23 protein-coding genes, 7 tRNA genes and 1 pseudogene are annotated in these 24,206 nt (G+C 74.1%); 19 read left to right on the top strand and 12 right to left on the bottom strand.

All coding sequences use genetic code 11. The features are described from left to right. The 3 genes from cobT to EAO77_RS26135 all read left to right on the top strand — a co-directional run. Positions 1-1,983: nicotinate-nucleotide--dimethylbenzimidazole phosphoribosyltransferase (cobT, locus tag EAO77_RS40395; RefSeq protein WP_261994144.1), on the top strand; the 1,983-nt coding region annotated here is incomplete at its 5' end. 179 nt (positions 1,984-2,162) lie between these two features. Beyond that, positions 2,163-3,392 carry a uroporphyrinogen-III C-methyltransferase gene (gene cobA / locus EAO77_RS26130; RefSeq protein ID WP_147990716.1) on the top strand — a complete coding sequence of 410 codons (1,230 nt, stop codon included), beginning with the start codon at positions 2,163-2,165 and terminating at the stop codon, positions 3,390-3,392. A gap of 73 nt (positions 3,393-3,465) precedes the next feature. Further along, positions 3,466-4,284, top strand: coding sequence for a TrmH family RNA methyltransferase (locus EAO77_RS26135; protein WP_147990717.1), 819 nt, complete (start codon positions 3,466-3,468; stop codon positions 4,282-4,284). 185 nt (positions 4,285-4,469) lie between these two features. Here the strand turns inward: EAO77_RS26135 and EAO77_RS26140 are convergent, their stop codons facing one another. After that, positions 4,470-5,663 (bottom strand): serine/threonine-protein kinase, encoded by a 1,194-nt coding sequence (locus tag EAO77_RS26140; RefSeq protein ID WP_147990718.1) that lies wholly within the window; start codon positions 5,661-5,663, stop codon positions 4,470-4,472. Between the two features lie 230 nt (positions 5,664-5,893). On the opposite strand from EAO77_RS26140, the gene EAO77_RS26145 reads away from it, so the two are divergent. From EAO77_RS26145 to EAO77_RS26160, 4 genes are all read left to right on the top strand, one after another. Continuing rightward, a complete protein-coding gene (locus EAO77_RS26145) occupies positions 5,894-6,136 on the top strand; it encodes a hypothetical protein (RefSeq protein ID WP_147990719.1) in 243 nt (80 codons plus the stop codon). A gap of 208 nt (positions 6,137-6,344) precedes the next feature. After that, positions 6,345-6,527, top strand: coding sequence for a hypothetical protein (locus EAO77_RS26150; protein WP_147990720.1), 183 nt, complete (start codon positions 6,345-6,347; stop codon positions 6,525-6,527). Between the two features lie 197 nt (positions 6,528-6,724). Then, complete coding sequence (locus tag EAO77_RS26155; RefSeq protein WP_187283404.1) at positions 6,725-7,687, top strand: aminoglycoside phosphotransferase family protein; 963 nt, start codon at positions 6,725-6,727, stop codon at positions 7,685-7,687. 66 nt (positions 7,688-7,753) lie between these two features. Next, positions 7,754-8,035 (top strand): zf-TFIIB domain-containing protein, encoded by a 282-nt coding sequence (locus EAO77_RS26160; protein ID WP_147990722.1) that lies wholly within the window; start codon positions 7,754-7,756, stop codon positions 8,033-8,035. 53 nt (positions 8,036-8,088) lie between these two features. Here the strand turns inward: EAO77_RS26160 and EAO77_RS26165 are convergent. The 5 genes from EAO77_RS26165 to EAO77_RS26185 all read right to left on the bottom strand — a co-directional run bounded on the left by EAO77_RS26165 (position 8,089) and on the right by EAO77_RS26185 (position 8,547). Then, positions 8,089-8,163, bottom strand: a tRNA-Val gene (locus EAO77_RS26165). Positions 8,164-8,200: 37 nt separating this feature from the next. Then, positions 8,201-8,272: transfer RNA gene (locus tag EAO77_RS26170), tRNA-Val, on the bottom strand. A 19-nt stretch (positions 8,273-8,291) separates the two neighbouring features. Further along, a tRNA-Val gene (locus EAO77_RS26175) sits at positions 8,292-8,363 on the bottom strand. Position 8,364: 1 nt separating this feature from the next. Next, positions 8,365-8,438: transfer RNA gene (locus EAO77_RS26180), tRNA-Cys, on the bottom strand. Between the two features lie 36 nt (positions 8,439-8,474). Continuing rightward, positions 8,475-8,547, bottom strand: a tRNA-Gly gene (locus EAO77_RS26185). Positions 8,548-8,714: 167 nt separating this feature from the next. Here EAO77_RS26185 and EAO77_RS26190 point away from each other — a divergent pair. The 3 genes from EAO77_RS26190 to EAO77_RS26200 all read left to right on the top strand — a co-directional run bounded on the left by EAO77_RS26190 (position 8,715) and on the right by EAO77_RS26200 (position 11,514). Beyond that, entirely contained in the window at positions 8,715-9,773 is a 1,059-nt protein-coding gene (locus EAO77_RS26190; protein ID WP_147990723.1) for a chorismate-binding protein, read from the top strand. Then, on the top strand, positions 9,770-10,594 hold the full coding sequence (locus EAO77_RS26195; protein ID WP_147990724.1) for an aminotransferase class IV: 825 nt from the start codon (positions 9,770-9,772) through the stop codon (positions 10,592-10,594). Before EAO77_RS26190 ends, EAO77_RS26195 begins: the two co-directional genes overlap by 4 nt. Before the next feature lie 83 nt (positions 10,595-10,677). Next, a complete protein-coding gene (locus EAO77_RS26200) occupies positions 10,678-11,514 on the top strand; it encodes a GNAT family N-acetyltransferase (RefSeq protein WP_147990725.1) in 837 nt (278 codons plus the stop codon). A 44-nt stretch (positions 11,515-11,558) separates the two neighbouring features. Here EAO77_RS26200 and EAO77_RS26205 read toward each other — a convergent pair whose 3' ends face one another. Next, positions 11,559-12,074 carry a DsbA family protein gene (locus EAO77_RS26205; RefSeq protein ID WP_147990726.1) on the bottom strand — a complete coding sequence of 172 codons (516 nt, stop codon included), beginning with the start codon at positions 12,072-12,074 and terminating at the stop codon, positions 11,559-11,561. A gap of 166 nt (positions 12,075-12,240) precedes the next feature. Here EAO77_RS26205 and EAO77_RS26210 point away from each other — a divergent pair, with 166 nt between their 5' ends. Beyond that, entirely contained in the window at positions 12,241-12,681 is a 441-nt protein-coding gene (locus EAO77_RS26210) for a hypothetical protein (RefSeq protein ID WP_147990727.1), read from the top strand. Positions 12,682-12,705: 24 nt separating this feature from the next. On the opposite strand, the gene EAO77_RS26215 is transcribed toward EAO77_RS26210, so the two are convergent. The 3 genes and pseudogenes from EAO77_RS26215 to EAO77_RS26225 all read right to left on the bottom strand — a co-directional run bounded on the left by EAO77_RS26215 (position 12,706) and on the right by EAO77_RS26225 (position 14,697). Beyond that, entirely contained in the window at positions 12,706-13,542 is an 837-nt protein-coding gene (locus tag EAO77_RS26215) for an arylamine N-acetyltransferase family protein (protein ID WP_147990728.1), read from the bottom strand. A gap of 311 nt (positions 13,543-13,853) precedes the next feature. After that, positions 13,854-14,090: pseudogene (locus EAO77_RS40400) on the bottom strand (ABATE domain-containing protein); the annotation flags it as partial. Positions 14,091-14,283: 193 nt separating this feature from the next. Continuing rightward, positions 14,284-14,697, bottom strand: coding sequence for an SsgA family sporulation/cell division regulator (locus EAO77_RS26225; RefSeq protein WP_003959770.1), 414 nt, complete (start codon positions 14,695-14,697; stop codon positions 14,284-14,286). Positions 14,698-14,907: 210 nt separating this feature from the next. On the opposite strand from EAO77_RS26225, the gene EAO77_RS26230 reads away from it, so the two are divergent. Both EAO77_RS26230 and EAO77_RS26235 read left to right on the top strand, forming a co-directional pair. Further along, positions 14,908-15,396, top strand: a complete 489-nt coding sequence (locus EAO77_RS26230) for a TIGR02611 family protein (RefSeq protein WP_187283405.1) — start codon at positions 14,908-14,910, stop codon at positions 15,394-15,396. 51 nt (positions 15,397-15,447) lie between these two features. Then, positions 15,448-15,519, top strand: a tRNA-Val gene (locus EAO77_RS26235). Positions 15,520-15,567: 48 nt separating this feature from the next. Here the strand turns inward: EAO77_RS26235 and EAO77_RS26240 are convergent. Continuing rightward, a complete protein-coding gene (locus tag EAO77_RS26240) occupies positions 15,568-18,021 on the bottom strand; it encodes an SCO7613 C-terminal domain-containing membrane protein (RefSeq protein ID WP_187283406.1) in 2,454 nt (817 codons plus the stop codon). A 102-nt stretch (positions 18,022-18,123) separates the two neighbouring features. On the opposite strand from EAO77_RS26240, the gene EAO77_RS26245 reads away from it, so the two are divergent. Both EAO77_RS26245 and EAO77_RS26250 read left to right on the top strand, forming a co-directional pair. Further along, positions 18,124-18,570, top strand: coding sequence for an SRPBCC family protein (locus EAO77_RS26245; protein WP_147990731.1), 447 nt, complete (start codon positions 18,124-18,126; stop codon positions 18,568-18,570). A 39-nt stretch (positions 18,571-18,609) separates the two neighbouring features. Continuing rightward, positions 18,610-18,681 (top strand) — tRNA-Val (locus tag EAO77_RS26250). Between the two features lie 71 nt (positions 18,682-18,752). Here the strand turns inward: EAO77_RS26250 and EAO77_RS26255 are convergent. Next, complete coding sequence (locus tag EAO77_RS26255; RefSeq protein ID WP_147990732.1) at positions 18,753-19,478, bottom strand: 3'-5' exonuclease; 726 nt, start codon at positions 19,476-19,478, stop codon at positions 18,753-18,755. Between the two features lie 122 nt (positions 19,479-19,600). On the opposite strand from EAO77_RS26255, the gene EAO77_RS26260 reads away from it, so the two are divergent. From EAO77_RS26260 to EAO77_RS26275, 4 genes are all read left to right on the top strand, one after another. Beyond that, positions 19,601-20,167, top strand: a complete 567-nt coding sequence (locus EAO77_RS26260; RefSeq protein WP_147990733.1) for a DUF4365 domain-containing protein — start codon at positions 19,601-19,603, stop codon at positions 20,165-20,167. Then, the gene (locus EAO77_RS26265; protein WP_410088718.1) at positions 20,167-21,354 is read left to right on the top strand and encodes a hypothetical protein; all 1,188 of its coding nucleotides are present in this window, start codon (positions 20,167-20,169) and stop codon (positions 21,352-21,354) included. Before EAO77_RS26260 ends, EAO77_RS26265 begins: the two co-directional genes overlap by 1 nt. A 211-nt stretch (positions 21,355-21,565) precedes the next feature. Further along, the gene (gene thrS / locus EAO77_RS26270) at positions 21,566-23,542 is read left to right on the top strand and encodes a threonine--tRNA ligase (protein WP_147990734.1); all 1,977 of its coding nucleotides are present in this window, start codon (positions 21,566-21,568) and stop codon (positions 23,540-23,542) included. An 89-nt stretch (positions 23,543-23,631) separates the two neighbouring features. Next, a complete protein-coding gene (locus EAO77_RS26275; RefSeq protein ID WP_147990735.1) occupies positions 23,632-24,189 on the top strand; it encodes an HIT family protein in 558 nt (185 codons plus the stop codon). Positions 24,190-24,206: the final 17 nt, after the last annotated feature.

Genomic DNA, 24,206 nt, shown 5'->3' on the forward strand with positions numbered 1-24,206 from the left:
GCCGAGACCGCCCCCGCCCCGGCCGACACCGCCCCGGAGCCGGAGCAGCAACAAGAGCCGGAGCAGCAGCCGGAGACAGCCGCCGCAGCCGCCCCGTCCCCGGAGCCCGCCCCCGAGGCCGTGACGCCCGAGGCCGTGACGCCCGAGGCACAGGAGGCGCCCGCCGAGCCCGTGGCCGCCGGCACCGCCCCGGAGCAGCAGCCGCAGACGGCGGACCCCGCGGCCGCGGACGCCCCCGAGCCGGCCGCCACCCCTCCCGCGCCCGGCTACGACGACGCCGAGCGCGAGGCCGTGCTCCGCGTCATGCGCGAACGCCGCGACATCCGCAACGGCTTCCGCAGCGACCCCATCCCGCACGAGGTGCTGCTGCGCGTCCTGGAGGCCGCGCACACCGCGCCCAGCGTGGGCCACTCCCAGCCGTGGGACTTCGTCGTCATCCGCTCGGCGGAGACCCGCCGCACGATGCACGAACTCGCCCAGCGCCAGCGCGAGGCGTACGCCAAGTCGCTGCCCAAGGGCCGGGCCAAGCAGTTCAAGGAACTGAAGATCGAGGCCATCCTCGACACCCCGGTGAACATCGTCGTCACCGCCGACCCCACCCGCGGCGGGCGCCACACCCTCGGCCGGCACACCCAGCCGCAGATGGCGCCGTACTCCTCGGCGCTCGCCGTGGAGAACCTCTGGCTCGCCGCCCGCGCCGAGGGCCTCGGCGTCGGCTGGGTCTCGTTCTTCGACGAGCGCGAGATGGTCCGCACCCTCGGCCTGCCCGAGCATCTCGAAGTGGTCGCGTACCTCTGCGTGGGCTACGTCGACGAGTTCCCGGAGGAGCCCGAGCTGATGCAGGCGGGCTGGTCCAAGCGCCGCCCGCTGTCCTGGGTCGTCCACGAGGAGACGTACGGCCGCCGGGCCCTGCCCGGCGGGGAGCCGCACGACCTGCTCCAGGAGACGGTCACCAACATCCGCCCCCTGGACGCCAAGGCGCTCGGCGAGGCGTGGGAGCGCCAGAAGCGGATGACCAAGCCGTCGGGTGCGCTCGGCATGCTGGAGATCATCTCCGCGCAGCTGAGCGGCCTGTCCCGGATGTGCCCGCCGCCTGTCCCGGAGCCCGCCGCCGTCGCGATCTTCGCCGGTGACCACGGGGTGCACGCCCAGGGCGTCACCGCCTGGCCCCAGGAGGTCACCGGCCAGATGGTCGCCAACTTCCTCGGCGGGGGAGCGGTCTGCAACGCCTTCGCCCACCAGGTCGGCGCAGAGGTCTGCGTCATCGACGTCGGCGTGGCCTCCGACCTGCCCGCCACACCCGGTCTGCTGCCCCGCAAGGTCCGTGCGGGGACCGCCGACTTCACCACCGGCCCCGCGCTCACCCGCGACGAGGTGTTCGCGGCGATCGAGGTCGGCATCGAGACGGCCCGCGACCTGGTGGCCGCCGGCAACAAGGCCCTCCTCACCGGCGAGATGGGCATTGCGAACACCACCGCGTCCGCGGCCCTGATCTCCGTGTACACCGGCGCCGATCCGGCGGAGATCACCGGCCGGGGCACCGGGATCAACGACGAGATGCACGCCCGCAAGGTCGACGTGGTGCGCCGCGCCCTCGATCTGCACCGGCCCGACCCCGCCGACCCCGTCGGCGTCCTCGCGGCCGTCGGCGGCCTGGAGCACTGCGCACTGGTGGGTCTGATCCTCGGCGGCGCCTCGCTGCGCACCCCGGTCGTCCTCGACGGTGTCAGCACCGGGGCCGCGGCCCTCGTCGCCCGCGCCATCGCCCCCGAGGCGCTGGCCGCCTGCATCGCCGGTCACCGCAGTGCCGAGCCCGGCCACGTGGCCGCCCTCGGCAAGCTGGGGCTGCGCCCGCTGGTCGACCTCGACCTGCGTCTCGGCGAGGGCACGGGCGCCCTGCTGGCGCTCCCGATCGTGCAGAGCGCGGCCCGCGCGATGCACGAGGTGGCGACGTTCGACTCGGCCGGCGTCACGGAGAAGTAGCCTCCCGGCGCCGTCCGGCCCCGCCCGGCCGGACGGCGCCTTGCCGGGCGCGGCCCCGCCGCCCGCGGACCGTACCCTGGTGACCAGGCCGTCCCCGTACGGCCCTGGCGTCCCCATCAGCCGCTCCACCGCCGCAGCGGCCCCGCTCACGCACCACCCGCACGAGGAGCCGCACCGCCATGCCCGAGCCCGTCGAGCACCCCGCCTACCCCGTCGGCCTGCGCCTGTCCGGGCGGCGTGTCGTCGTCATCGGCGGCGGCCAGGTCGCCCAGCGCCGCCTGCCCGCCCTGGTCGCCGCGGGCGCGGACGTCACCCTGGTCTCCCCGTCGGCGACCCCGTCCGTCGAAGCGATGGCGGAGGCCGGAGAGATCGGCTGGACCCGGCGCCGGTACGAGGAGGGCGACCTCGCGGAGGCCTGGTACGTCCTCGTCGCCACGGGTGACGAGGAGGCCAACGCCCGCGCCTCCGCCGAGGCCGAGCGGTCCCGGATCTGGTGCGTCCGCAGCGACGACGCCGAGGCCGCCACGGCCTGGACGCCGGCCACCGGCCGCAGCGAGGGCGTCACCGTCGCCGTGCTCACCGGCCGCGACCCGCGCCGCTCGGCCGCGGTGCGCGACGCCATCGTCGAGGGGCTGCGCGACGGCAGCATCGCCGCCCCCCACGTCCGCGCGAAGGCCCCGTCCGTCGCGCTCGTCGGCGGCGGTCCCGGCGACCCGGACCTGATCACGGTGCGCGGCCGCCGGCTGCTCGCCGAGGCGGACGTCGTCATCGCCGACCGGCTCGGACCGCGCGACCTGCTCGACGAACTCCCGCCGCACGTCGAGGTGATCGACGCGGCCAAGATCCCCTACGGCCGGTTCATGGCCCAGGAGGCCATCAACAACGCCCTCGTCGAGCACGCCAAGGCGGGCAGGGCCGTCGTCCGCCTCAAGGGCGGCGACCCGTACGTCTTCGGCCGCGGCATGGAGGAGGCCCAGGCGCTCGCCGAGGCCGGCATCCCCTGCACGGTCGTCCCCGGCATCTCCAGCTCGATCTCGGTGCCCTCGGCCGTCGGCATCCCCGTCACCCACCGGGGCGTCGCCCATGAGTTCACCGTGGTCAGCGGTCATGTGGCGCCCGACGACCCGCGCTCGCTGGTCGACTGGCAGTCCCTCGCCCGGCTGCGCGGCACCCTGGTCGTCCTGATGGGCGTGGACAAGATCGGTGCCATCGCCGAGGCCCTCGTCGCCCATGGCAAGGACCCGGCCACCAGGGTCGCCCTGGTGCAGGAGGGCACCACCGCCGCCCAGCGGCGGGTGGACGCCACCCTGGCGACCGTCGCCGAGACCGTGCGGACCGAGGAGGTGCGGCCGCCGGCCGTCATCGTCATCGGCGACGTCGTCGGCGTGGGCATCCCGCCGCTCGCCTGACGCCGGCACCGCCTCCCCGGCGGCCGCCGCACCGGCCGCCCCTGTGACCGCACCACCGAGAGAGCAGCAGCCCGTGGCCGAGATCATCACCCTCGACGACCCCGAGGACCCGCGCCTGGCCGACTACACCGGCCTGACCGACGTCGAGCTCCGGCGCCGGCGCGAACCCGCCGAGGGCCTGTTCATCGCCGAGGGCGAGAAGGTGATCCGCCGGGCGGCCGACGCCGGCTACCGGATGCGGTCGATGCTGCTGACCCCGAAGTGGGCCGAGGCCATGCGCGACGTCATCGACGCCGCCGAGGCCCCCGTCCTCGTCGTCGAGCCCGCCCTCGCCGAGCGGGTCACCGGCTACCACGTCCACCGGGGCGCCCTGGCGTCCATGCAGCGCAAGGCCCTCCCGGAAGCAGCGGAGGTGCTCCGCACCGCCCGCAGGGTGGCGGTGATGGAGGCGGTCAACGACCACACCAACATCGGCGCCATCTTCCGCAGCGCCGCCGCGCTCGGCATGGACGCCGTGCTGCTCTCCCCGGACTGCGCCGATCCGCTGTACCGCAGGTCCGTGAAGGTCTCCATGGGGGCGGTCTTCTCCGTCCCCTACGCCCGGCTCGGCTCCTGGCCGCAGGGGCTGGACACGGTCCGGGACGCGGGCTGCCGGCTGCTCGCCCTCACCCCGGACGAGCGGGCCGTCCCCCTCGACGAGGTCGCCCCGCACCGGATGGACAAGGTGGCGCTGATGCTCGGCGCCGAGGGCGACGGCCTGTCGGCCCGGGCGATGGCGGCCGCGGACGAACTCGTCCGCATCCCCATGGCGCACGGCGTCGACTCGCTCAACGTCGGAGCGGCGGCGGCGGTCGCCTTCTACGCCGTCGCCACCGGACGCCCCACCGGCTGACCCGCCCGTCCCGCGACGGTGCGGGCGGCGCCCGGCGGCCCCGCCAGGATCCGGACGAGGGGCCCAGCGGCCACGACGCGCCCGCGGCCCCCTGCGCGGGCCGGGGCGGCGGCGGGTTCCCGCGCGCGCCGGAGGCCTGGGGCGTGTGGCGACAGTCCGGCCTGTCCCGCGACGCCTGGCACGCCCTAGAGCTTCTGCGCGGCCGCGATCCCCAGTGCGACGACCAGCGTCACCACGAAGAAGACGACGATCCGCTGGCGCAGCAGCCGCGGATTGGCGGGCCGGCGGCCCGTCGAGGAGGCCGAGCCGCCCCGGGTGCCCGGACGGGTGCCGCCGCGCCGCCCGTTCGTGGGCCCGGTGGCACGGGGCTTCTGCGGCCGCGAGCCGCCGCCGGTGCGGGCGGGGGACTGGGGACGGGGCTGAGAGGACCCGCCCGTGCGCCGCTCCGCCGGCTCGGTGCGCTCGGTGCGCTCCGTGTACCGGGCCGTCGGGCGGCTCAGCTCTGCGCGCTCCCGGTCCCGGTCCCGCTGGGCCGGGGGACGGGGGTCGTGCAGGCCCTGGGCCTCCCTGGCGGCGATCTCCTTCAGCCGCATGGACAGCTGGAGCGTGCTCGGCCGCTCCTCGGGGTCCTTGGCCAGGCAGGCGGCGACCAGCGGCGCGAGCGCGTCGTGCACCCCGTGCAGCTGCGGCTCCTCGTGCACCACCCGGTAGAGCATGACCTCGGAACTGCCGTGCCCGAAGGGCGAGTCGCCCATCGCCGCGTACGCCAGCGTCGCGCCGAGCGCGAAGACGTCCGTCGCGGGGGTGACCGCCGCGCCGCGCACCTGCTCGGGGGCGAGGAAGCCGGGCGAGCCGACCGCGGTCCCCACATGGGTGAGGGTGCTCGCGCCGGTCGCCCAGGCGATGCCGAAGTCGATGATGCGGGGGCCCTTGGGCGAGAGCAGGATGTTCGAGGGCTTGAGGTCCCGGTGGACCACCCCGGCCTCGTGGACCGCGACCAGGCCCTCCGAGAGCGCCGCGCCGATCGCGGCCGTGTCGGAGGCCCGCAGGGGACCTTCCTCGACCACCTTGTCGTGCAGCGAGGGCCCGGGGACGTACTGCGTCGCGAACCACGGACGGTCCGCCTCCAGGTCCGCGGCCACCAGCCGGGCCGTACACCCGCCGCGGATGCGCCGCGCCGCCGAGACCTCCCGGGCGAAACGCGAGCGGAACTCCTGGTCCTCCGCGAGGTCCGGCCGGATGACCTTCAGCGCCACCCGCTGCCCCCGCCGGTCCGACCCCAGGTAGACGACGCCCATGCCGCCCGCCCCGAGCCGCCGGTGCAGCCTGAACGAGCCGACGGTACGCGGGTCCTCGCGCCGGAGCCGCATCATCGCCATCGTCCGTCCCCTACCTCGGTGGGAGGTCCCACCCCGCCGCGCGGTCATCGGTCTGACGTGCCACAGCTTACGTATCCCCGCGCGTGTGCGCTCATAGGCCGCGCCCTCGCGCTCGGATGGATTGTCAGTGCCCGGTGGGAGACTTGAGGAGTGGTCAGCACAGCCCCGGTCCGGCGCCGCTGATCCGGCGCAGGATCTCAACGATCAGTCGCAGAAGGGGGATTGGATCGGTGAAGGGTGACCGTGTGGAGATAGTGGTCGACGCGGGCGACACGACGCGCACCTACGAAGTGGTGGCAAGCCGGGCGGGCCGCAGGGTGGAGACGGCGGTCCGGCGCGGGGTGGTCGAAGTGAGTGAAGTCACGAGGTCGGGCTCGGTGGTGCGGACGGCCCGCTTCATGGCGACCCGTGTCCTCGCTCTCGTGGAACAGCCCGTCGACCGTGACGACGACGCCGAGGACGGGCGTCCTTAAGGGATGACCCGGGTCCCGGCCGCCGCGTCTCCACCCAGGGGAGTACGCGACAGGGGTGGGGCTCATCCTCCGGGAGGCCCGGTAATCGGTACGCGGGCATGACGTCCGGAGCCTCCCGGCTCCCTAGTGTTGAGGTCAAGCGGCGGGTGCAGTACTCGTCCCCCGAGGTCGGACACCCGCCGCTGCCAACCACGACAGGAGAGGGACCATGGCGGACACCGCATCGCGCAAGGCATATGCCGGTTTCGGCGTCCGCCCGTCCGGCACCCGGCACCCGCTGGTGGCCACGGCCATGGTCCTTCCCCTCGCGGCACTGCTGGTGGTCGTCTTCGGCGGCTGGGACGCAGTGGTCACACAGGCGTCGTCCGTAGGCGTGATGCTGGGGCGCTGAGAAGCGCCCCGGACCCGGAAGAGCGGTCCGGGTCGGGGACATCCGGCCAACAACCCCGTGGGGACGGGGGTGCGGCGGACGGCAGCGTTTGGCCGGTCAGCTGGGGAGCTGACCGGCCATCGCGCGTTTGCGGCCGTGTGCCGGGCCCGCCGGGTGCGCTGCCCGGCCCGGGCCGGCGGCGCGGTTAGGCTCCCCTGGTGACCGCCCCCCTCGTACGGCACCTCACCGAGGTGGCCAAGGCCGCCGCCCACCCCTCCCAGTCGAGCTGCCCGGCCTGCGGCCGGGGCGCCGTGACCCTCGCGGACCGGCCCGACGGCACCGTCGTACGACACGGCGACGCGGTCGCAAAGGCCCACGCCACCGGCACCGACCCGGACGCCCACGCCGTGCGGATCGCCGTCGCCGCCCACCCCGCCCTCGGCGGCGTCCTCCTGCCCCCGCTCCCGCTGCCTGCGGCCGCGGACACCGCGGCCCGTCCGTTCAGCGCCTGGCCGTACGGCCTGCCCGTGGACCCGCGCGACCCCGACGCCGCCCCCTGGGAGGAGACGGCCGTCCTGCTCGCCCGTCTGCACCGGGTCGACGCCCGCTCGCTGCCGGGCCCGCTGCCGCCCATGCGCGGGCCGCTGAAGGCCGCGGCGGCGGTGGCCAGGATGGAGGGCACCGTCCCCGGCCATCCGGCGGCCGAGGGGGTGCGCCGCGCCTGGCGCGGGCTGCCCGGCTGGGCCCGCGGCGAGGCCGACGGGCGCCGCCACCGGATCCTGTGCCACGGCGACCTGCATCTGGGGCAGCTCGTGCGTCATCCCGTCCCGGGCGGCCCCTGGCTGCTGATCGACGTGGACGATCTGGGCCTGGGCGACCCGGCGTGGGACCTCGCGCGGCCCGCGGCCTGGTTCGCCGCGGGGATCCTGCCGCCGGCGATCTGGCGGCGCTTCCTCGGCGCGTACACGGCCGCACGAGGTCCCGCCGTACCGGACGCCGACGACCCATGGCCCCAACTCGACGTCCCCGCACGGGCGCTGACCGTCCAGACCGCGGCACTCGCGCTGGCCAAGTCCGAGGCCGAGGGGCGCCAACCGGACGATGTGGAACAGGCGGTGATCGACGCCTGTACCCGAATCGGGACACTCCCACCCGAGTTGGAGTGCGATTCCCCGTCGTAGGGTGAGGGCCGGGCCGCCGGGCATGCATCCGGCGACGTGGAACCAACGGCGAGAGGCTGAGCTGAGATGCAGTGTCCGAAGTGTCACGCGGCGATGCACACGTACAACCGCAACGGTGTCCAGATCGAGCAGTGCAGCGGCTGCCGGGGCATATTCCTGGACTACGGGGAGCTGGAGTCGCTGACCCGCCTGGAGTCGCAGTGGGCGCAGCAGGCGCCGCCCCCGCAGGCGTATCCCGCGGCGCCCGCTCCCGCCGCGCCCGCCTGGGGCGCGCAGCACCACGGCGGTCACCACGGTCACCACGGGCATCAGCAGCGCGGCTTCGGCCGGATGCTCTTCTCCTCCTGAGGCGAGTCCTCGCACGCGAAAGCCCCCGGCCGGAAGGCCGGGGGCTTTCGAGATGGTGCGCGATACTGGGATTGAACCAGTGACCTCTTCCGTGTCAGGGAAGCGCTCTCCCGCTGAGCTAATCGCGCGGGACGGTACCCGCGTGCAGGCGTGAGCCGTACTGCGTGCGCGATACTGGGATTGAACCAGTGACCTCTTCCGTGTCAGGGAAGCGCTCTCCCGCTGAGCTAATCGCGCGGGGATCCTTGCGGACCAGTGGACGATACTGGGATTGAACCAGTGACCTCTTCCGTGTCAGGGAAGCGCTCTCCCGCTGAGCTAATCGTCCTTGGAGGTGGAGACGGGATTTGAACCCGTGTAGACGGCTTTGCAGGCCGTTGCCTCGCCTCTCGGCCACTCCACCCGGAGTGCAGGGGTCGGGAAGATCCCCCGTTTCTCGAGCGGACGACGAGATTCGAACTCGCGACCCTCACCTTGGCAAGGTGATGCTCTACCAACTGAGCCACGTCCGCCTGTCGGTTCCGTTCCGCTTGCGCGTCCCGGCGACGTGTTGAACTCTAGCGGATTCCTCGGCCAGTACAAAAACGCGTTTGTGCAGCGTGCTGACGTATGTGCCCGTCGTGGCAGCTCACCTGCCGCATCTCCGCGGCCGGCCGGCGCCGGTCCTACACTCGCAGACGTGCACGACCTCGCTCCTCTGGCCCGATTCGGCTCCCTCGTCGCCACCGATCTCCGGGATGTCACCAGCGACCCCACCGCCCTCGACTCCGCCGGCTTCTGGGCCGTCTGCGCGGACTTCGAGGGGCGGCTGACCTGCGCGCGCTTCGGCGACGTGCGCACCGAGCCGGTGCCCGACCCCGTCCCCGGACGCTGGCGCGGCCCGGCCGCCGAGGAGTGGACCAGCTCCCTCGGCCGCGCCGCCTACACCGCGGGGGTCCGCCGGATCCGCGAGCACATCGCCGCGGGCGAGGTCTACCAGGCGAACCTGTGCCGGGTCCTGAGCGCCCCACTGGCCGGCCCCGAGGCGCACGACGTGGACGAGTTGACCGCGCTGCTGGCCCGGGGCAACCCGGCGCCCTACGCAGGAACGATCCGTCTCCCCGCGCACGGCGTGGAGATCGCCACCGCGTCACCCGAGCTCTTCCTGCGCCGCACCGGCGCCACCGTGGAGTCCGGCCCCATCAAGGGGACCGGCCGCACCGCCGGCGACCTGCTGGAGAAGGACCACGCCGAGAACGTGATGATCGTGGACCTGGTCCGCAACGACCTCGGCCGGGTCTGCGCCACCGGCACCGTGACCGTGCCCTCCCTCTGCGAGGTCGAGCCGCATCCGGGGCTCGTGCACCTCGTCTCCACCGTCCGCGGCGAGCTCGCCCCCGGCGCGGGATGGCCGCAGCTGCTGGCGGCCGCCTTCCCGCCCGGATCGGTCACCGGGGCCCCCAAGTCCAGCGCCCTGCGGATCATCGAAGCGCTGGAGACCTCCCCGCGCGGCCCGTACTGCGGGGGCATCGGCTGGGTCGACGCCGACCGCGGGACCGCCGAGCTCGCCGTGGGCATACGCACGTTCTGGATCGACCGCACCGGCCCCGGCGGCCCGCAGCTGCGCTTCGGCACCGGCGCCGGCATCACCTGGGGCTCGGACCCGGACCGGGAATGGGCGGAGACCGAACTGAAGGCCGCGCGGCTGCTCGCGGTAGCGTCGGGTGCGTACGAGGCGAGCGGAAGGACTGCGGGATGAAGCTGTGGGTCAATGGCGGGCTCAAGGACGCCGAAGAGGCCCGGGTGTCGGTGCTCGACCACGGGATGACCGTGGGCGACGGCATCTTCGAGACGGTCAAGGCGGTCCACGGGCAGCCGTTCGCGCTCACCCGCCATCTGGACAGGCTCACCCGCTCCGCCGCCGGCCTCGGCCTGCCGGAGCCGGACCACGACGAGATCCGCCGCGCCTGCGCCGCCGTGCTGGAGGCCGATCCGATGCCGCTCGGCCGGCTGCGGATCACCTACACCGGCGGACTCTCGCCCCTCGGCTCCGACCGGGGCACCGACGGGCCGACCCTGGTCGTCGCCCTCGGCGAGAGCTCCCGCCGCCCCGACACCACGGCGGTGATCACCGTCCCCTGGACCCGCAACGAACGCGGCGCGCTCGCCGGCCTGAAGACCACCTCGTACGCGGAGAACGTGGTCGCCCTCGCCAGGGCGCACGACCACGGCGCCTCCGAGGCGCTGTTCGCCAACACCGTCGGCCGGCTCTGCGAGGGCACCGGGTCCAACGTGTTCGTCGTCGTGGACGGCGAACTCCACACCCCGCCGCTCTCCTCCGGCTGCCTCGCCGGCATCACCCGGGCGCTGACCGTCGACTGGACCGGCGCGAAGGAGACCGACCTGCCGCTGGACGTCCTGGACCGCGCCGAGGAGATCTTCCTGACCTCCACCCTCCGCGACGTCCAGGCCGTCGTCCGGGTGGACGGCCGCCCGCTCCCCGCGGAGCCGGGCCCCGTGACCGCGAAGGCCATGCGCGTCTTCGCCGAGCGCGCCGCCGCCGACCCCGACCCGCGCTGAGCCGTGGGGCACGGCGGCCCGCGCCGGGCCCTCCTGCCGGAAAACCGGTGACGGACGGCCGCGCGGCAGGTAGAAAGTCCTCGATGACCACTACCCTGCGGCCGACCGGGCCGATCCAGCGGGACGGGCAGGGCGCCGCCGCCCGCACCTTCGACGTGTGCGTCAACGGCAGGCGCGTGGGCGCCGTGGAGCTGGCCTCCTCCCTCGCGGGGGGCCGCCCCGTCGGCCACGTCCGGTCGCTGCGCATCGACGAGCCGGACCGCGGCCGCGGCCGCGGCACGGTCGCCGCCCTCGCCGCGGAGGAGGTGCTCCGCGGCTGGGACTGCACCGAGGTCCGCGCGGCGGTCCCGGCCGGTGCCGACCGGGTGCTGGGGTGGGCGACGGCCCTCGGCTACACCGAGCGGGGCCGCAACATGCTCAAGGAGACGGCCGCACCGCCCCCACCCGCGCCCGGCATCGAGGCGCGTCCCATGGACGAGGCCGAGTTCACCGAGTGGCGTGTCCACGCGGTGCGGCACTTCGCGCAGGACTGGATCGACCGCGGGGTGCCCGAGGGCGAGGCCGTCGCCCGCTCCGAGGAGGTCCACGAGCGGCTCCTTCCCGACGGCGTCGCCACCGCCGGGGTCCACATCCACCGGCTGCTCGCCGACGGCACCCCGGTCGGCCACGTGTGGGTGGCAAACCACGAGGTGCGCCCCGGGGAGCAGGGCGCGTACGTCTTCGACGTCGAGGTGGCCGAGGACCGGCGCGGCCGGGGCTACGGCCGGGCCCTGATGCTGCACGCCGAGCGGATCGCCCACGGGGACGGCCTGCCGCTGATCGGCCTGCACGTCTTCGCCGGCAACACCACCGCCCTGCGCCTCTACGAGTCCCTCGGCTACCGCACGACGTTCCGCAACGTCGCCAAGCGGCTCCTCTAGGCGTTCGTCCGTCCACCCGCCCCGGAGCCGCACCTCGCCGGGGCCTACGCCCGCTCGGCCAGCAGCCGGTCGACGATCTCCTCGATCCGGCCGCGCAGCCCTTCCTGGCTCTTCCCGCCGTCCAGGCGCTGCCCGTCGACGACGTACGTCGGCGTGCCCGTCACGCCGATCGCCCTGCCCTCCGCATGGTCGGCGTCGACGGCGAGGATGTGCCGTCCGTCGATCAGCGCGGTGTCGAACTCCTCGGCGTCCAGGCCCAGTTCGCCGGCCGTCTCCACCAGGACCTGCTCGCCCCGGGCCGTCAGCTCCGCCACGCGTGCGAGGACGGCCTCCGTGTAGTCCCAGCCCCTGCCCTGCTCGGCGGCCTCCTCGGCCGCCTGGGCGGCGGCGAAGGCGTGCTTGTGCTTGTCGAGCGGGAAGTGCCGCAACCGCAGCTCCAGACGGTCGCCGTACCGCTCGCGCAGGGCGCGCACGTCGTCCAGGGCGGTACGGCAGTCGGGGCACTGGAGCTCGCACCAGACGTCGACGACGACCGGGCGGGTGGAGGAGGAGTCGTTCATGAGCCCAGTCTTCCAGCCGGGGCAGTGCCCCCGCGACGGGGACCTGAGGAGGAGAACGGCCCCGGAGATCTCCCTGAGATCGCTCGCTCCGTGGCCCCCGCCCGCCCCGACGGTGCAGGATGGAGGGGAACGTCACACCTTGTGCCCGCCGAGCCTGGAGGACCGGATGCTTGCCGAGACCATGTGTTCCGCGGTGTCCGCGGCGGGCCTGGGCATCGCCGCCGTCGCGGCGTACCGCAGGCGGTTCCTCGCCGCGACCCGGATCGCCGCCTACTCGCTGGTGCCCGTCGGCCTGGTGCTGACCGGCGCGGTCCAGTGGGCCGTCGACACCGCCTTCAGCCCGTCCGCCTGGGTCGGCTTCGGTCTGCTCGGCGGGGCGTGGCTGCTCTTCATGACCACCCGGATCGTGGAACGCCGCTCCGGCGGCGCCCGCGGGAAGCGCAAGGCCGCGGCCGCCGGCGGGGCCGACACGGTGGCCCCCGCCGCGTCGGCCCCCTCCCTGGGCGCGGGGCGGCCCGCCGCCGGGCCCCGGCCGCAGAAGGCGGCCGGCACCGGGGCGGACGACTTCAGCGACATCGAGGCGATCCTCAAGAAGCACGGCATCTGAGGCACGGCCCCGGCCCGGCGCGCCCTACGACAGCAGCTTCATGTCCTCGGGCGCGACGATCCCGAAATCCTCCGCCAGCAGGGCGCGCGCCTCCTCCTCGGTGCCGAGCAGCCGCTCGGTGACACCGCCGTCGGCGCGCGTCTCGGTGTACCGGCGGTCGTCCAGGGCGCGGTGCACTCCGGGCCGGGTGCACTGGACGTAGAGCCGTCTGCTGAACGGCGAGCGCGGGTTGGTGGCCACATGCCAGTTGGCCACCTCGAAGTCCGGTGCCGCGAAGGGCTCGACGGTGAAGGCGTACTGGTTCTCCCAGGACTCCCCGCCCCCGGTGCCCGTCGCCGCCTGGAGCACCCACAGGTCGAGCGGACCCTCGTGGGGCGCGTGGACGAACCGGTGCCTGCGCGGCCCCGACCGGAACTCTGCGCCGGTGATCAGCGGCACGGCCTCCAGCAGGCTGCCCGGGGCGCCGAAGCCCGCGTCGGCCAGCCACGGCGTCTCCTCGCCGGGCACGTCGACCAGCAGCGTCATATGGGTGCGGGGCCGGCTCTCGGGGGAGTCCGCGCCGAGGATCACCCGGGCCAGCAGGGGTGTCACACGGAAGCCGAGCGCCCTCAGGGCCAGGGACAGCAGCGTGTTGTGCTCGTAGCAGTATCCGCCGCGGCTGCTGTGCACGAGCTTCGCGACCACGTCGGCGGGCTCCAGCGAGGGAGCCGAGCCCCGCAGCGGGTCGAGGTTCTCGAAGGGGATCGCGTGGTTGTGGGCGCTGCACACCTCCCGCAGCGTCGCGGCGTCCGGCGCGCGCCCGGCGCGTACGCCGATGCGGGCGAGATAGCGGTCGAGTTCGAAGGCTGTGTCGACGGACATGCCGCCCACCGTAGGCCGCCCGGCCGCGCCCCCGCAGCGGCCGATGGTCCCGGTCGCCCTGGTCCTCGAGACCTGGTCCCCGTGCGTCCCGCGCAGTGGGAGGGCCACCACAAAATATGGTGAACTGCCCCGCCTTCGAAGCGTGTTGCCCGATCATGGCGCAGCGCGCTGCGTCATCATCTCCCCGAGATGCTCGATACCTCACGGGGGCAGCCCCCCGCACCGACCCCGGAGCCGCGCGGCTGTCTGTTCGCGCTCTCCCAGCCGCCTCTGATGATCTTCCTCGGCGTGATCGGCCTGCTGCTGCTGATGGCGGCCGTGCACGATCTCTTCTGGGCGAAGACCTCCGCGAACCGGTCGCGCACGGCGTGGAGCGCCTTGAGGTCCCGTGGCCCCAGCTCTCCGACGTCGCTGACGTCGTGCCGGCGCACGAATTCGCCGAGCGCCTCGACGTCCGGAAGTCCGTCCTCGCGGCCGTCTCCCGGTGCGGTGTTCACCAGATCGACGACGGCGTCGAGGGCGGTACGGGTGTCGTGGGGAATCAGCACGATTCGCTCCCTGGCCTGCCGCGGGCCGGTGCCCGCCGAATTGCGCCGACTCTAGCGGTTCGTGCCGGGAGCGCAGCAGCGCCGTCGCACGCGGTGGATTCCGCGACGACGGCGCCGATTGCAGCCTGTATGTGATTGTCCGCGCGGCGCCGTCTCCCCGAGATGGACGGCGCCGTGCGGCACTGCGCCTGGCTCAGCTTTCGGCCAGGATGTGCGAGAGCTCCGTGTCGAGATCGAAATGCCGGTGTTCGGTGCCGGGCGGCACCGCGGCGTCCGTCCTCTTCAGGAACGATTCCAGGGCCCGCGCCGGGGCCTCGAGCAGTGCTTCGCCCTCCGGGGAGCTGAGCGCGATGCAGACGACGCCCTGGCCGTGGCTGCGGGACGGCCAGACACGGACGTCGCCGGTGCCGGTGGGGCGATGGAGCCCCTCGGCGAGCAGGTCGCGGGCGAAGACCCATTCGACCGTCTCTTCGGCTCCGGTGTGGAAGGTGGCGTGCACGGCGTAGGGATCGGCCGTGTCGTACCGCAGGCCCGCGGGTACAGGCAGTGATGACTCGCTCGAAACAACGAGGCGCAGGTGCAGCTCGCAGCTGACCGTGGTGTTCATAAGCGCCAGGGCCTTTCGCTCAGTGTGCGCTCGGGGATTCGCACGTCGGCGAAATCGACATGCCACCTACGGTGCCGTTGTAAACCCCTCTGACCGTTTTGTGATCCTTCAGGTCCCTCGTACGGCGGCGTATTACTTTGCGTAATACCGCCATTCCGGTGACGGCTCCGGAGAACTCGGAACAACCAGGAATCGGGTAGGTTGGGCGTTATGCATGCGGAGAGTGACGAGCGGGCGGAGACCGTCGCCGCGACGGTGACCGGGCCCGTGACGGGGGACGTGACCGGACCGGCGGTGAGGCCCGCGCCGGACGACGGCGAGGGGGAACGGCTGCTGGGCTCCAGGGCCCCGCACTTCATCAAGCGTTCCCGGACGCTGCACATCAGCTGGCAGGTCGGCGTCTTCGTCGTCGGCCTCGCGGTCGTGGGCGCGGGCGTCGCGATGCTCGTGCTGCCCGGCCCGGGCTGGGTCGTGATCTTCGGCGGCATGGCCATCTGGGCGACCGAGTTCGTCTGGGCCCAGCTGGTGCTGCGCTGGACCAAGCGCAAGGTCACCGAGGCGGCGCAGCGGGCGCTCGACCCCAAGGTCCGCCGGCGCAACATCATCCTGACCACCGTCGGCCTGGTGATCGTCGCCGTGCTGTGCGGGGTCTATCTCTGGAAGTTCGGGCTGGTCATGCCGTGGAGCATCGACGAGTGACCCACTGGTCCGGGGCAGCCGCTGACATGGGGTAATGTTTCCCCTGCGCCCGGGCGATTAGCTCAGTGGGAGAGCGCTTCGTTCACACCGAAGAGGTCACTGGTTCGAACCCAGTATCGCCCACCCGGACGGAGGCCCCGAGGACATCAGTCCTCGGGGCCTCCGGCGTTCTCAGCGCATCCGTCCCAGACCGTCCCGCAGCCGTCGCGCGTCGCGCAGCCGCTGCTCGTACGTCGCCCCCGTCGCCAGCAGCAGCACACCGGCGACCGCCGGCGGGAGCCAGCGGGGGAGCGCGCCGACGACCTGGGCCACGTACGGCGCCAGCTCGTGGAGCGCCACCAGTGCGAGCACCGCCCCGCCCAGCACCAGGGGAGCCTGGAGCCGCCCCCTCGCCCCGGCCAGCGTCACCGCCAGCGCCGCCGTGCCCAGCAGCAGCGGCCGCAGCCAGTGGGTGTCGCCCCACGCCCACAGCAGGCTCGGCACGAAGGTCACCGCCAGGCCCGGCCCGTACGCCGTCCAGGACGACGCCCCGGGGTCCCGTCGGCGGCGCAGCGCGCCCACGGCCAGCGCGGCAGCCGTCACCGGCAGCGTGTACGCCTCGGGCGACGTCACGTCCCAGGCCAGGAGCCTCGCCCACGCCGCGAGCACGAACAGCGCGGCGGCCAGATGCCCGGCCGCGGGTCGGCGCTCGGCCCGCAGCGCCAGGGCCGCCGCGATCACACCCAGCAGCCCGAGCACCAGCGAGAGCGGCGCCGGCCGCCCGGCCGCGAGCACGACGGCGAGGAGGGCCGCCGGGACCGATGCCGCCTCCACCGGCAGGGCCACCGGGTGGCGCCCCAGGCGGGCGCCGACGGCCGCGGCGGCCGCCGGGACCGCCGGCAGGATCAGCGCCGCCCGGTGCTCCGGCAGCCCGGAGGCCGCCGCGGCGGCCCCGGCCAGACCCGTCGCCGCCAGGGTCGCGGCGCAGGCCGCGACCGCCGGGCGCACCGTCCCGGTGGCCCGCAGCGCCACCGCGGCCAGGGCCGCCGTCACCACCCCGAGCACGGTGAACGTCGCCGGACGGGTGGCCAGCGACAGCAGCGCCACGCTCGCCGACGCGGTCAGGCCGTACACCAGCGCCACCACCGGGACCGCCGAGGCCGTGGCGGGCCGGTGCGCCGCCCACGCCAGCAGACCGAGCGCGACGGCCAGCTGCCAGGCCAGCGTGACGGCGAAGGGGGCGTCGACCACGGCCGGCACCACCAGCAGGGCCGCCCAGGCGAGCCCGGCGGCGACACATACCGCCGCCCGCCGGAGCCGGTCGGCGGCCTCGCCCCCGGCCGCCGGCAGCGGCAGCGCCCGCGGCCGGAACGCCGCCACCGCCGCGGTCGCGGCCAGAACGGCCAGGACCACCGGCGTGGACCACAGCGAGGACAGCGGCCACTGCGGCGGCAGCGCGCCGCGCGCCCCGGACGGGGCGCCCGCCCAGACGCCGGTCAGCCGGGTCACCGGGCCCGCCAGGCAGAGCAGCACCAGCGGGACCGCGGAGAGGGCCGCGGCCGCCTGCACCGTCCCGGCCGCCGCGGCCAGCCCCCGGCGCACCCCCGTGGGCAGCGCCGCACGCACCAGGACGAGCAGGGCCGTGCCGCAGAGCAGGTAGCCGAGCACTCCCCAGCCGTGCGGCAGGGCGGCACGAGCCGCACCGCCCACGGCCGCCACCCCGGACACGCCCGCCACCAGCGATGCCGCCACCGCGACCGCGGGGGCACGCCACGCCCAGTACAGGGCCAGCGCCGCACCGGCGAGCAGCAGCGCACCGGGCAGCACGGCCTCGGCCGGCGTCGCCGCCGCAGCGGAACGCTGAAGACCGGTCAGCAGGGCGCCGCCGCCCGTGGCCGCCGCGGCTGCCCCGGCGAAGCCGCGCACCACGGCGGGCCGGGCCCGCAGGGCCGCCGCCACGTCCAGGGCGGCCGTCACCAGCAGCGCCCACGCCACGTCCGGCGCGCCCGCCGCGCCGGACAGTGCCCAGAGCGGCAGCGCCGCCTGTGCGACGAGCACGGCGGCCGGCAGCGGCGTGGACAGGCGGGGCAGGAGCAGGCCGTGGGCCGACCAGAGGGCGGCGAGCAGCGTCGCCGCCACCGCCGTGTACAGGACGCCGTCCGTGCCGGGGAACGCCACGCGGTGGAGCGCGTACGCGTCGAGCACCGTCAGCACCAGCGCCAGCACGCCCACCGACTCCGCCGTCGACCGCAGGCCGCGGCGGAGCAGCGGAGCAGGTGCGGCGAGGGCGGCGACGGTGACGGCGCCGAGCACGGCCGAGCGGCCGCCGATCCCCATGTGGCCCCAGCTCACCAGGGTGAACGCGACGGCGGCCACCGCCAGCAGCAGCCCGCCGAGCACCAGCAGCAGGTTCTGCACACCGGGCGGCGAAGCCTCGGCGGCCGGCCCGGCCCCGGCCGGCTTCGGCGCGGCGGGCCAGGCGCCGGCGGGGAGCCGGGGCGGGCCGGCGGGCACGGCACCCGCTCCGTTCAGGACGGCGAGCAGCCAGGACCGCCGGGCCAGCAACTGGGCCCGGCGGGCGTCCAGTCGCCGCAGCTCGCGGTCGAGGATCGCCAGTTCCTCGGCAGGCGGTGGAACGAAGGTCATGGCCGCAGTGTGGCGGCGGCCACACCGCGCCGGCATGGGCGCGGGTACTCACCCCGGCGCTGAGTACACCCGCCGCGCACCTGCCGGGCGCAGACTGGGGGCATGGACTGGTGCCGCTACCGCTTCCGCAGCGTCTGGGAACTGCCCGCCGCGCCCGACGCCGTCTTCCGGGTCCTGGAACGGGCCGAGGACTACCCGCGCTGGTGGCCCCAGGTCCGCGAAGTCGTCCCCCGGTCGCCGGAGTCCGGCACCGCGCGGTTCCGCTCGGTCCTCCCGTACGACCTGCGGGTCACCGTCCGGGCCCGGCGGCGCGACCCGGCCTCCGGGGTGCTGGAGGTCGCGATGGAGGGAGACCTCGTGGGGTGGTCGCGGTGGAGCCTCACCGCCTGGGAGGACGGCACCCGGGCGCTGTACGAGCAGGAGGTGGAGGTGCGCAGGCCGTTGATGCGGCGCCTCGCGCTGCCGTGCCGGCCGCTCTTCCGCGCCAACCACGCACTGATGATGCGCGGTGGCCGCAAAGGGCTCACCGCCCACCTCGAAGCGGTTTGAACGAAGGGCGCGACGACCTGTATGGTTCAGTCCGTTCCCGGGCGATTAGCTCAGTGGGAGAGCGCTTCGTTCACACCGAAGAGGTCACTGGTTCGAACCCAGTATCGCCCACCGGGAGAGGGCCGGTCCGTCGTCGACGGACCGGCCCTCTGCATGTGCCGCGGCGTCGCCCCCGCCGCGTCTCACGCCGCCGCCGGCAGCTCCGGACGCAGCGGCCAGGACGTGTCGACGATCTCCGGCGTACCGCTGCGGGCGAACCACGCCTGGAGGCCGCGCGCCTGCGCCGCGTGCCACACCGCCTGGAGCGTGTGCAGCTCCGCGGCCGACAACCGCTCCATGCGGGAGGCGAAACGCCGGCCCACCGCGCGTACGACCTCCAGGGCCGCCACGGCGTCGACCGCCGCGTCGTGCGCCCCGTCCAGCACCACCTCGTACTGCTCGCACAGGTCGGTCAGGGTGCGCCGGCCCTTGCGGTAGCGGTCGAGGTGCTTGTCCAGCACCCGCGGGTCGAGCACGCACAGGGGCGTGTTCTGGAGATAGCGGGCGAGCGACGACGCCCGGTGGCGGCGCAACTCCCGGTCCAGGATCGTCAGATCGAACGGCGCGTTCATCACGACCAGCGGCCGTGACGCCGCGCAGTGCTCGGCCAGCGAACGGGCTATCTCCTCCATCACCGGTGCCGGCCAGCGGCCGTTGCGCTGGAGGTGATCGTCCGTCAGTCCGTGCACCTCGGTGGCGGCCGGCGGCACCGGGATTCCCGGATTCACCAGCCACCGGGTGATGCGCGGCCGTCCGCCGGGTGTGTCCTGGACGACGACGGCGGCCGACACGATGCGGTCCTCCTCGACGTCCACTCCTGTTGTCTCCGTGTCAAATGCGGCCAGTGGGCCGTCGAACCATTCCGTCATCCCCGAACTCCTCGCACGTGCCTGGCAGATGGCGGCAACCCCTGCCCGAACCGGTGATACCCGGACCGTTTGCGCCGTACGCCGCGCGGTGACAACACAGGTGACGGGGAAGGACATTCGACATGGCGCTCGCCCAGCCCGAACCGGGCGGGCTGCTGCCCGAGCGGAGCGTTCCGCTGCGGGGCGCACTCGCCACCACCGCCTGCATGGAGACCCTCCAGGTGGGTTATCTGCACGCCGTCGCCGCGGCGGCCGGCTGCTCGCTCTCCCAGCCGTTCCCGGACAACGGCATCGACTGGCACGTCAGCCACGGCTCGCCGGCGCACGCGGTCGACGACGAGGTCACCATCAAGGTGCAGCTGAAGTGCACCTACCAACTGCCGCCGCACCCGCGGGGACCGGCGTTCTCCTTCGCCCTGGACAACGACCACCTGGTGAAGCTGGCCCGCACACCGGTCTCCGTCCACAAGATCCTCGTCGTGATGATCGTCCCTCGGAGCCGGGACGAGTGGCTCCGCGCCGGCCACGACCGGCTCGACCTGCGGCACTGCTGCTACTGGACCAATCTGGCGGGCCACCCGGTGACCGGCAGGCGCCGGACGACCGTGCGCATCCCGACCGCGCGGATCTTCGACGACCGGGCGCTCTGCGAGATCATGACGCGTGTCGGGGCGGGAGGGAGACCCTGATGCACCGGTCCTTCGACGAGTACGCCCAGCCGCCCGGCCCCCACCCGCTCTCCTGGACGGACCACGACGGACCGGACCCCTCCCAGGTCGACCCCGCCGTGCTCGGCGCGCTCCTGGAACGGCACGGCTGGTCCCGCCGCGGCGGGAGCGCGGGGCACTACTCCCGCTGGACCCCGCCGGGCCCCGCCGCCGGCGCCAGCCTGCTGCTCCCCGAGAGCCGGACCTTCCCGGACTGCGACGACCTGATCGGCGAGGCGCTCACCGCCCTCGCCCGCAGCGGCACGCCCTCCGCGCGCGAGGTCCTCGTCTCCCTCACCGTGCCCAGCGACGAGATCCGCTGGTGGCGCGACATCCCCCACGAACCCGAGGGCACCGCCTCCTGGACCGCGCAGGAACAGCTGCGCTCGGCCGCGCGCCAGATGCTCCTCGCCGGCGCCCTCGCCGTCCGCGGCCGGGCCGGCTACTACGGCGCCCGGCACCGCCGGGCGGCCGCCGCAGGGCTCGCCGGCGTCCTGGTCGGCCCGGCCCCCGGCGGCCGCAGCCTGACCGCCTTCGTCCCCGTGCGGACCGGCCGCGCCCTCGCCGTACGGCTGTCCCACGCCCTCCAGGCGGCCCGCGAGGCGATCGACTACCAGCGGGCGGCCGGCGGGACGGAGGCCTTCGACGCGGCGGTCCGCGCCGGGGTCAGCCGCGAACTCACCGAAGCGGTCGTCGCGCTGGTCCGCGGCTCGGAGGGCGCGCGGGTCGCCCTGGCGTGGTCCCCGGCGGCGGGCGTGCCCCAGGGCTGCGGGGCCCGCATGGAGCCCGTGGAGTTCTCCGCCGGGGACCTGCCCGCCCTGCGCGCGGCCGGAGCGCGCTACCTGCGGGACGAGCCCTCGGTGCCCGTGCACCTGACCGGCACCGTGGTGCGCATGCGCCGGTCCGGCCCCACGGGCTCGGGGACCGTGCGGCTGCGGGTGCTCGCGGGCGCGGACGTGCCGCACGTGCGCGCGGTGCTCGACGAGGAGGCGTACCGCGCCGCGGGGCGGGCCCATCTCGACGGGCTGCCGGTGCGGGTGACGGGACGGCTGGAGAGCCGCGGCGGATTCCGGCGCCTGACCGGCGCGACGTGCCCCGTGCCGGTGCAGGTCGACGACGCGGAACGGGACCGGCTGATGAAGTCGCTCCAGGAGGGCCCCGACCTCTAGGCCGGGCCGGACGGGCGCGGGCGCGGCGACGGGCCCGTCCGAGCGGGGCTCCGCGGGGCGCGTGCGATGCGCCGGACGGGCGCGGGCGCGGACGGGGGCGGGCCGCCGGGGACGCGCAACCGTTTCGCGGGCGGCCCCCCGGGCTCGGTACGATTCCTTACTGCGGTGTGCACCACGCACCCGCGCATCCGCCTTCAGTCAGGAGAGACCGGTGTCAGACGTCCGTGTGATCATCCATCGCGATTCCGAGCGGGAAGAGCGCGTGGTGACGACGGGCACTACGGCCGCCGAGCTCTTTCCCGGTGAGCGCACCGTCGTCGCCGCCCGCGTCGGGGGCGAGCTGAAGGACCTCGCGTACGAGGTCCGCGACGGCGAGGAGGTCGAACCCGTCGAGATCTCCTCCGAGGACGGCCTGAACATCCTGCGCCACTCCACCGCGCACGTCATGGCCCAGGCCGTGCAGGAGCTCTTCCCCGAGGCCAAGCTCGGCATCGGCCCCCCGGTCAAGGACGGCTTCTACTACGACTTCGACGTCGAGAAGCCGTTCACCCCCGAGGACCTCAAGGCCGTCGAGAAGAAGATGCAGGAGATCCAGAAGCGCGGCCAGCGCTTCTCGCGCCGTGTCGTCGGCGACGACGCGGCCCGCGAGGAGCTCGCGGACGAGCCGTACAAGCTGGAGCTCATCGGCCTCAAGGGCGCCGCCTCGCACGACGACGGCGCGGACGTCGAGGTCGGCGCGGGCGAGCTGACGATCTACGACAACCTGGACGCCAAGACCGGCGAGCTGTGCTGGAAGGACCTCTGCCGCGGTCCCCACCTGCCCACCACCCGCGCCATCCCCGCGTTCAAGCTGATGCGCAACGCCGCCGCGTACTGGCGCGGCAGCGAGAAGAACCCGATGCTCCAGCGCATCTACGGCACCGCCTGGCCGTCGAAGGACGAGCTGAAGGCCCACCTGGACTTCCTCGCGGAGGCCGAGAAGCGCGACCACCGCAAGCTCGGCAACGAGCTCGACCTCTTCTCCGTCCCCGACGAGATCGGCTCCGGCCTCGCCGTCTTCCACCCCAAGGGCGGCATCATCCGCCGGGTCATGGAGGACTACTCGCGCCGCCGGCACGAGGAGGAGGGCTACGAGTTCGTCTACACGCCCCACGCCACCAAGGGCGCCCTCTTCGAGAAGTCGGGCCACCTCGACTGGTACGCCGAGGGCATGTACCCGCCCATGCAGCTCGACCAGGGCGTGGACTACTACCTCAAGCCCATGAACTGCCCGATGCACAACCTGATCTTCGACGCGCGCGGCCGCTCCTACCGCGAACTGCCGCTGCGCCTCTTCGAGTTCGGGACGGTCTACCGGTACGAGAAGTCCGGTGTGGTGCACGGGCTGACCCGCGCCCGCGGCTTCACCCAGGACGACGCGCACATCTACTGCACCCGCGAGCAGATGGCCGACGAGCTCGACCGCACGCTCACCTTCGTGCTGAACCTGCTGCGCGACTACGGCCTGACCGACTTCTACCTGGAGCTGTCCACCAAGGACCCGGAGAAGTTCGTCGGCTCGGACGAGGCATGGGAGGAGGCCACCTCGGTCCTCCAGCAGGTCGCCGAGAAGCAGGGCCTCCCGCTCACCCCCGACCCGGGCGGCGCGGCCTTCTACGGTCCGAAGATCTCCGTCCAGGCGCGCGACGCCATCGGCCGCACCTGGCAGATGTCGACCGTCCAGCTCGACTTCAACCTGCCGGAGCGCTTCGACCTGGAGTACACCGGCCCCGACGGCAGCAAGCAGCGCCCGGTCATGATCCACCGCGCGCTGTTCGGCTCGATCGAGCGCTTCTTCGCGGTGCTGCTGGAGCACTACGCGGGCGCGATGCCGCCGTGGCTGGCGCCCGTCCAGGCCGTCGGCATCCCGATCGGCGACGCGCACGTCGACTACCTCCAGGAGTTCGCCGCGGACGCGAGGAAGAAGGGCCTGCGCGTCGAGGTGGACTCCTCCTCGGACCGGATGCAGAAGAAGATCAGGAACCAGCAGAAGCTGAAGGTGCCGTTCATGATCATCGTCGGTGACGACGACATGAACGCGGGCACGGTCTCCTTCCGTTACCGCGACGGCTCCCAGGAGAACGGCATCCCGCGCGACGAGGCGCTGGCGAAGCTCGTCGACGTGGTGGAGCGACGCGTCCAGGTGTGACGCTGCCACCCCGCCCCGCGCGGGGGAGGCACGAGGGGCGGTCCCGTCGGGGGGCCGCCCCTCGCCCCGTTCCGGGAAGGGCGGCGAATATGCTGGCACGCATGACGACTGAGCCGGAGCAGCAGATCGGAGTCGGGACGCCTGACGCGTTCCAGCGCCTGTGGACGCCTCACCGGATGGCGTACATCCAGGGTGAGAACAAGCCGACCGGCCCGGAGGCCGGCGACGGCTGTCCGTTCTGCTCGATCCCGTCGAAGTCGGACGAGGACGGCCTGATCGTCGCCCGCGGCGAGAGCGTCTACGCGGTGCTCAACCTGTACCCGTACAACGGCGGCCACCTGATGGTCGTCCCCTACCGCCATGTCGCCGACTACACCGAGCTCGACGACGCCGAGACCGCCGAGCTGGCCCGGCTGACCAAGCAGGCCATGGTGGCGCTGCGCGTGGCGTCCGGTGCGCACGGCTTCAACATCGGGCTGAACCAGGGCAGCGCGGCGGGCGCGGGCATCGCCGCCCACCTGCACCAGCACATCGTCCCGAGATGGGGCGGCGACACCAACTTCATGCCCGTGATCGGCTCCACCAAGGTCCTGCCGCAGCTGCTCGGGGACACCCGGCGGATGCTGTCCGACGCCTGGCCCCGCTGATCGCCGAGCGGCGTACG

Source organism: Streptomyces sp. T39 (genome assembly GCF_008042045.1).
Lineage (GTDB): Bacteria > Actinomycetota > Actinomycetes > Streptomycetales > Streptomycetaceae > Streptomyces.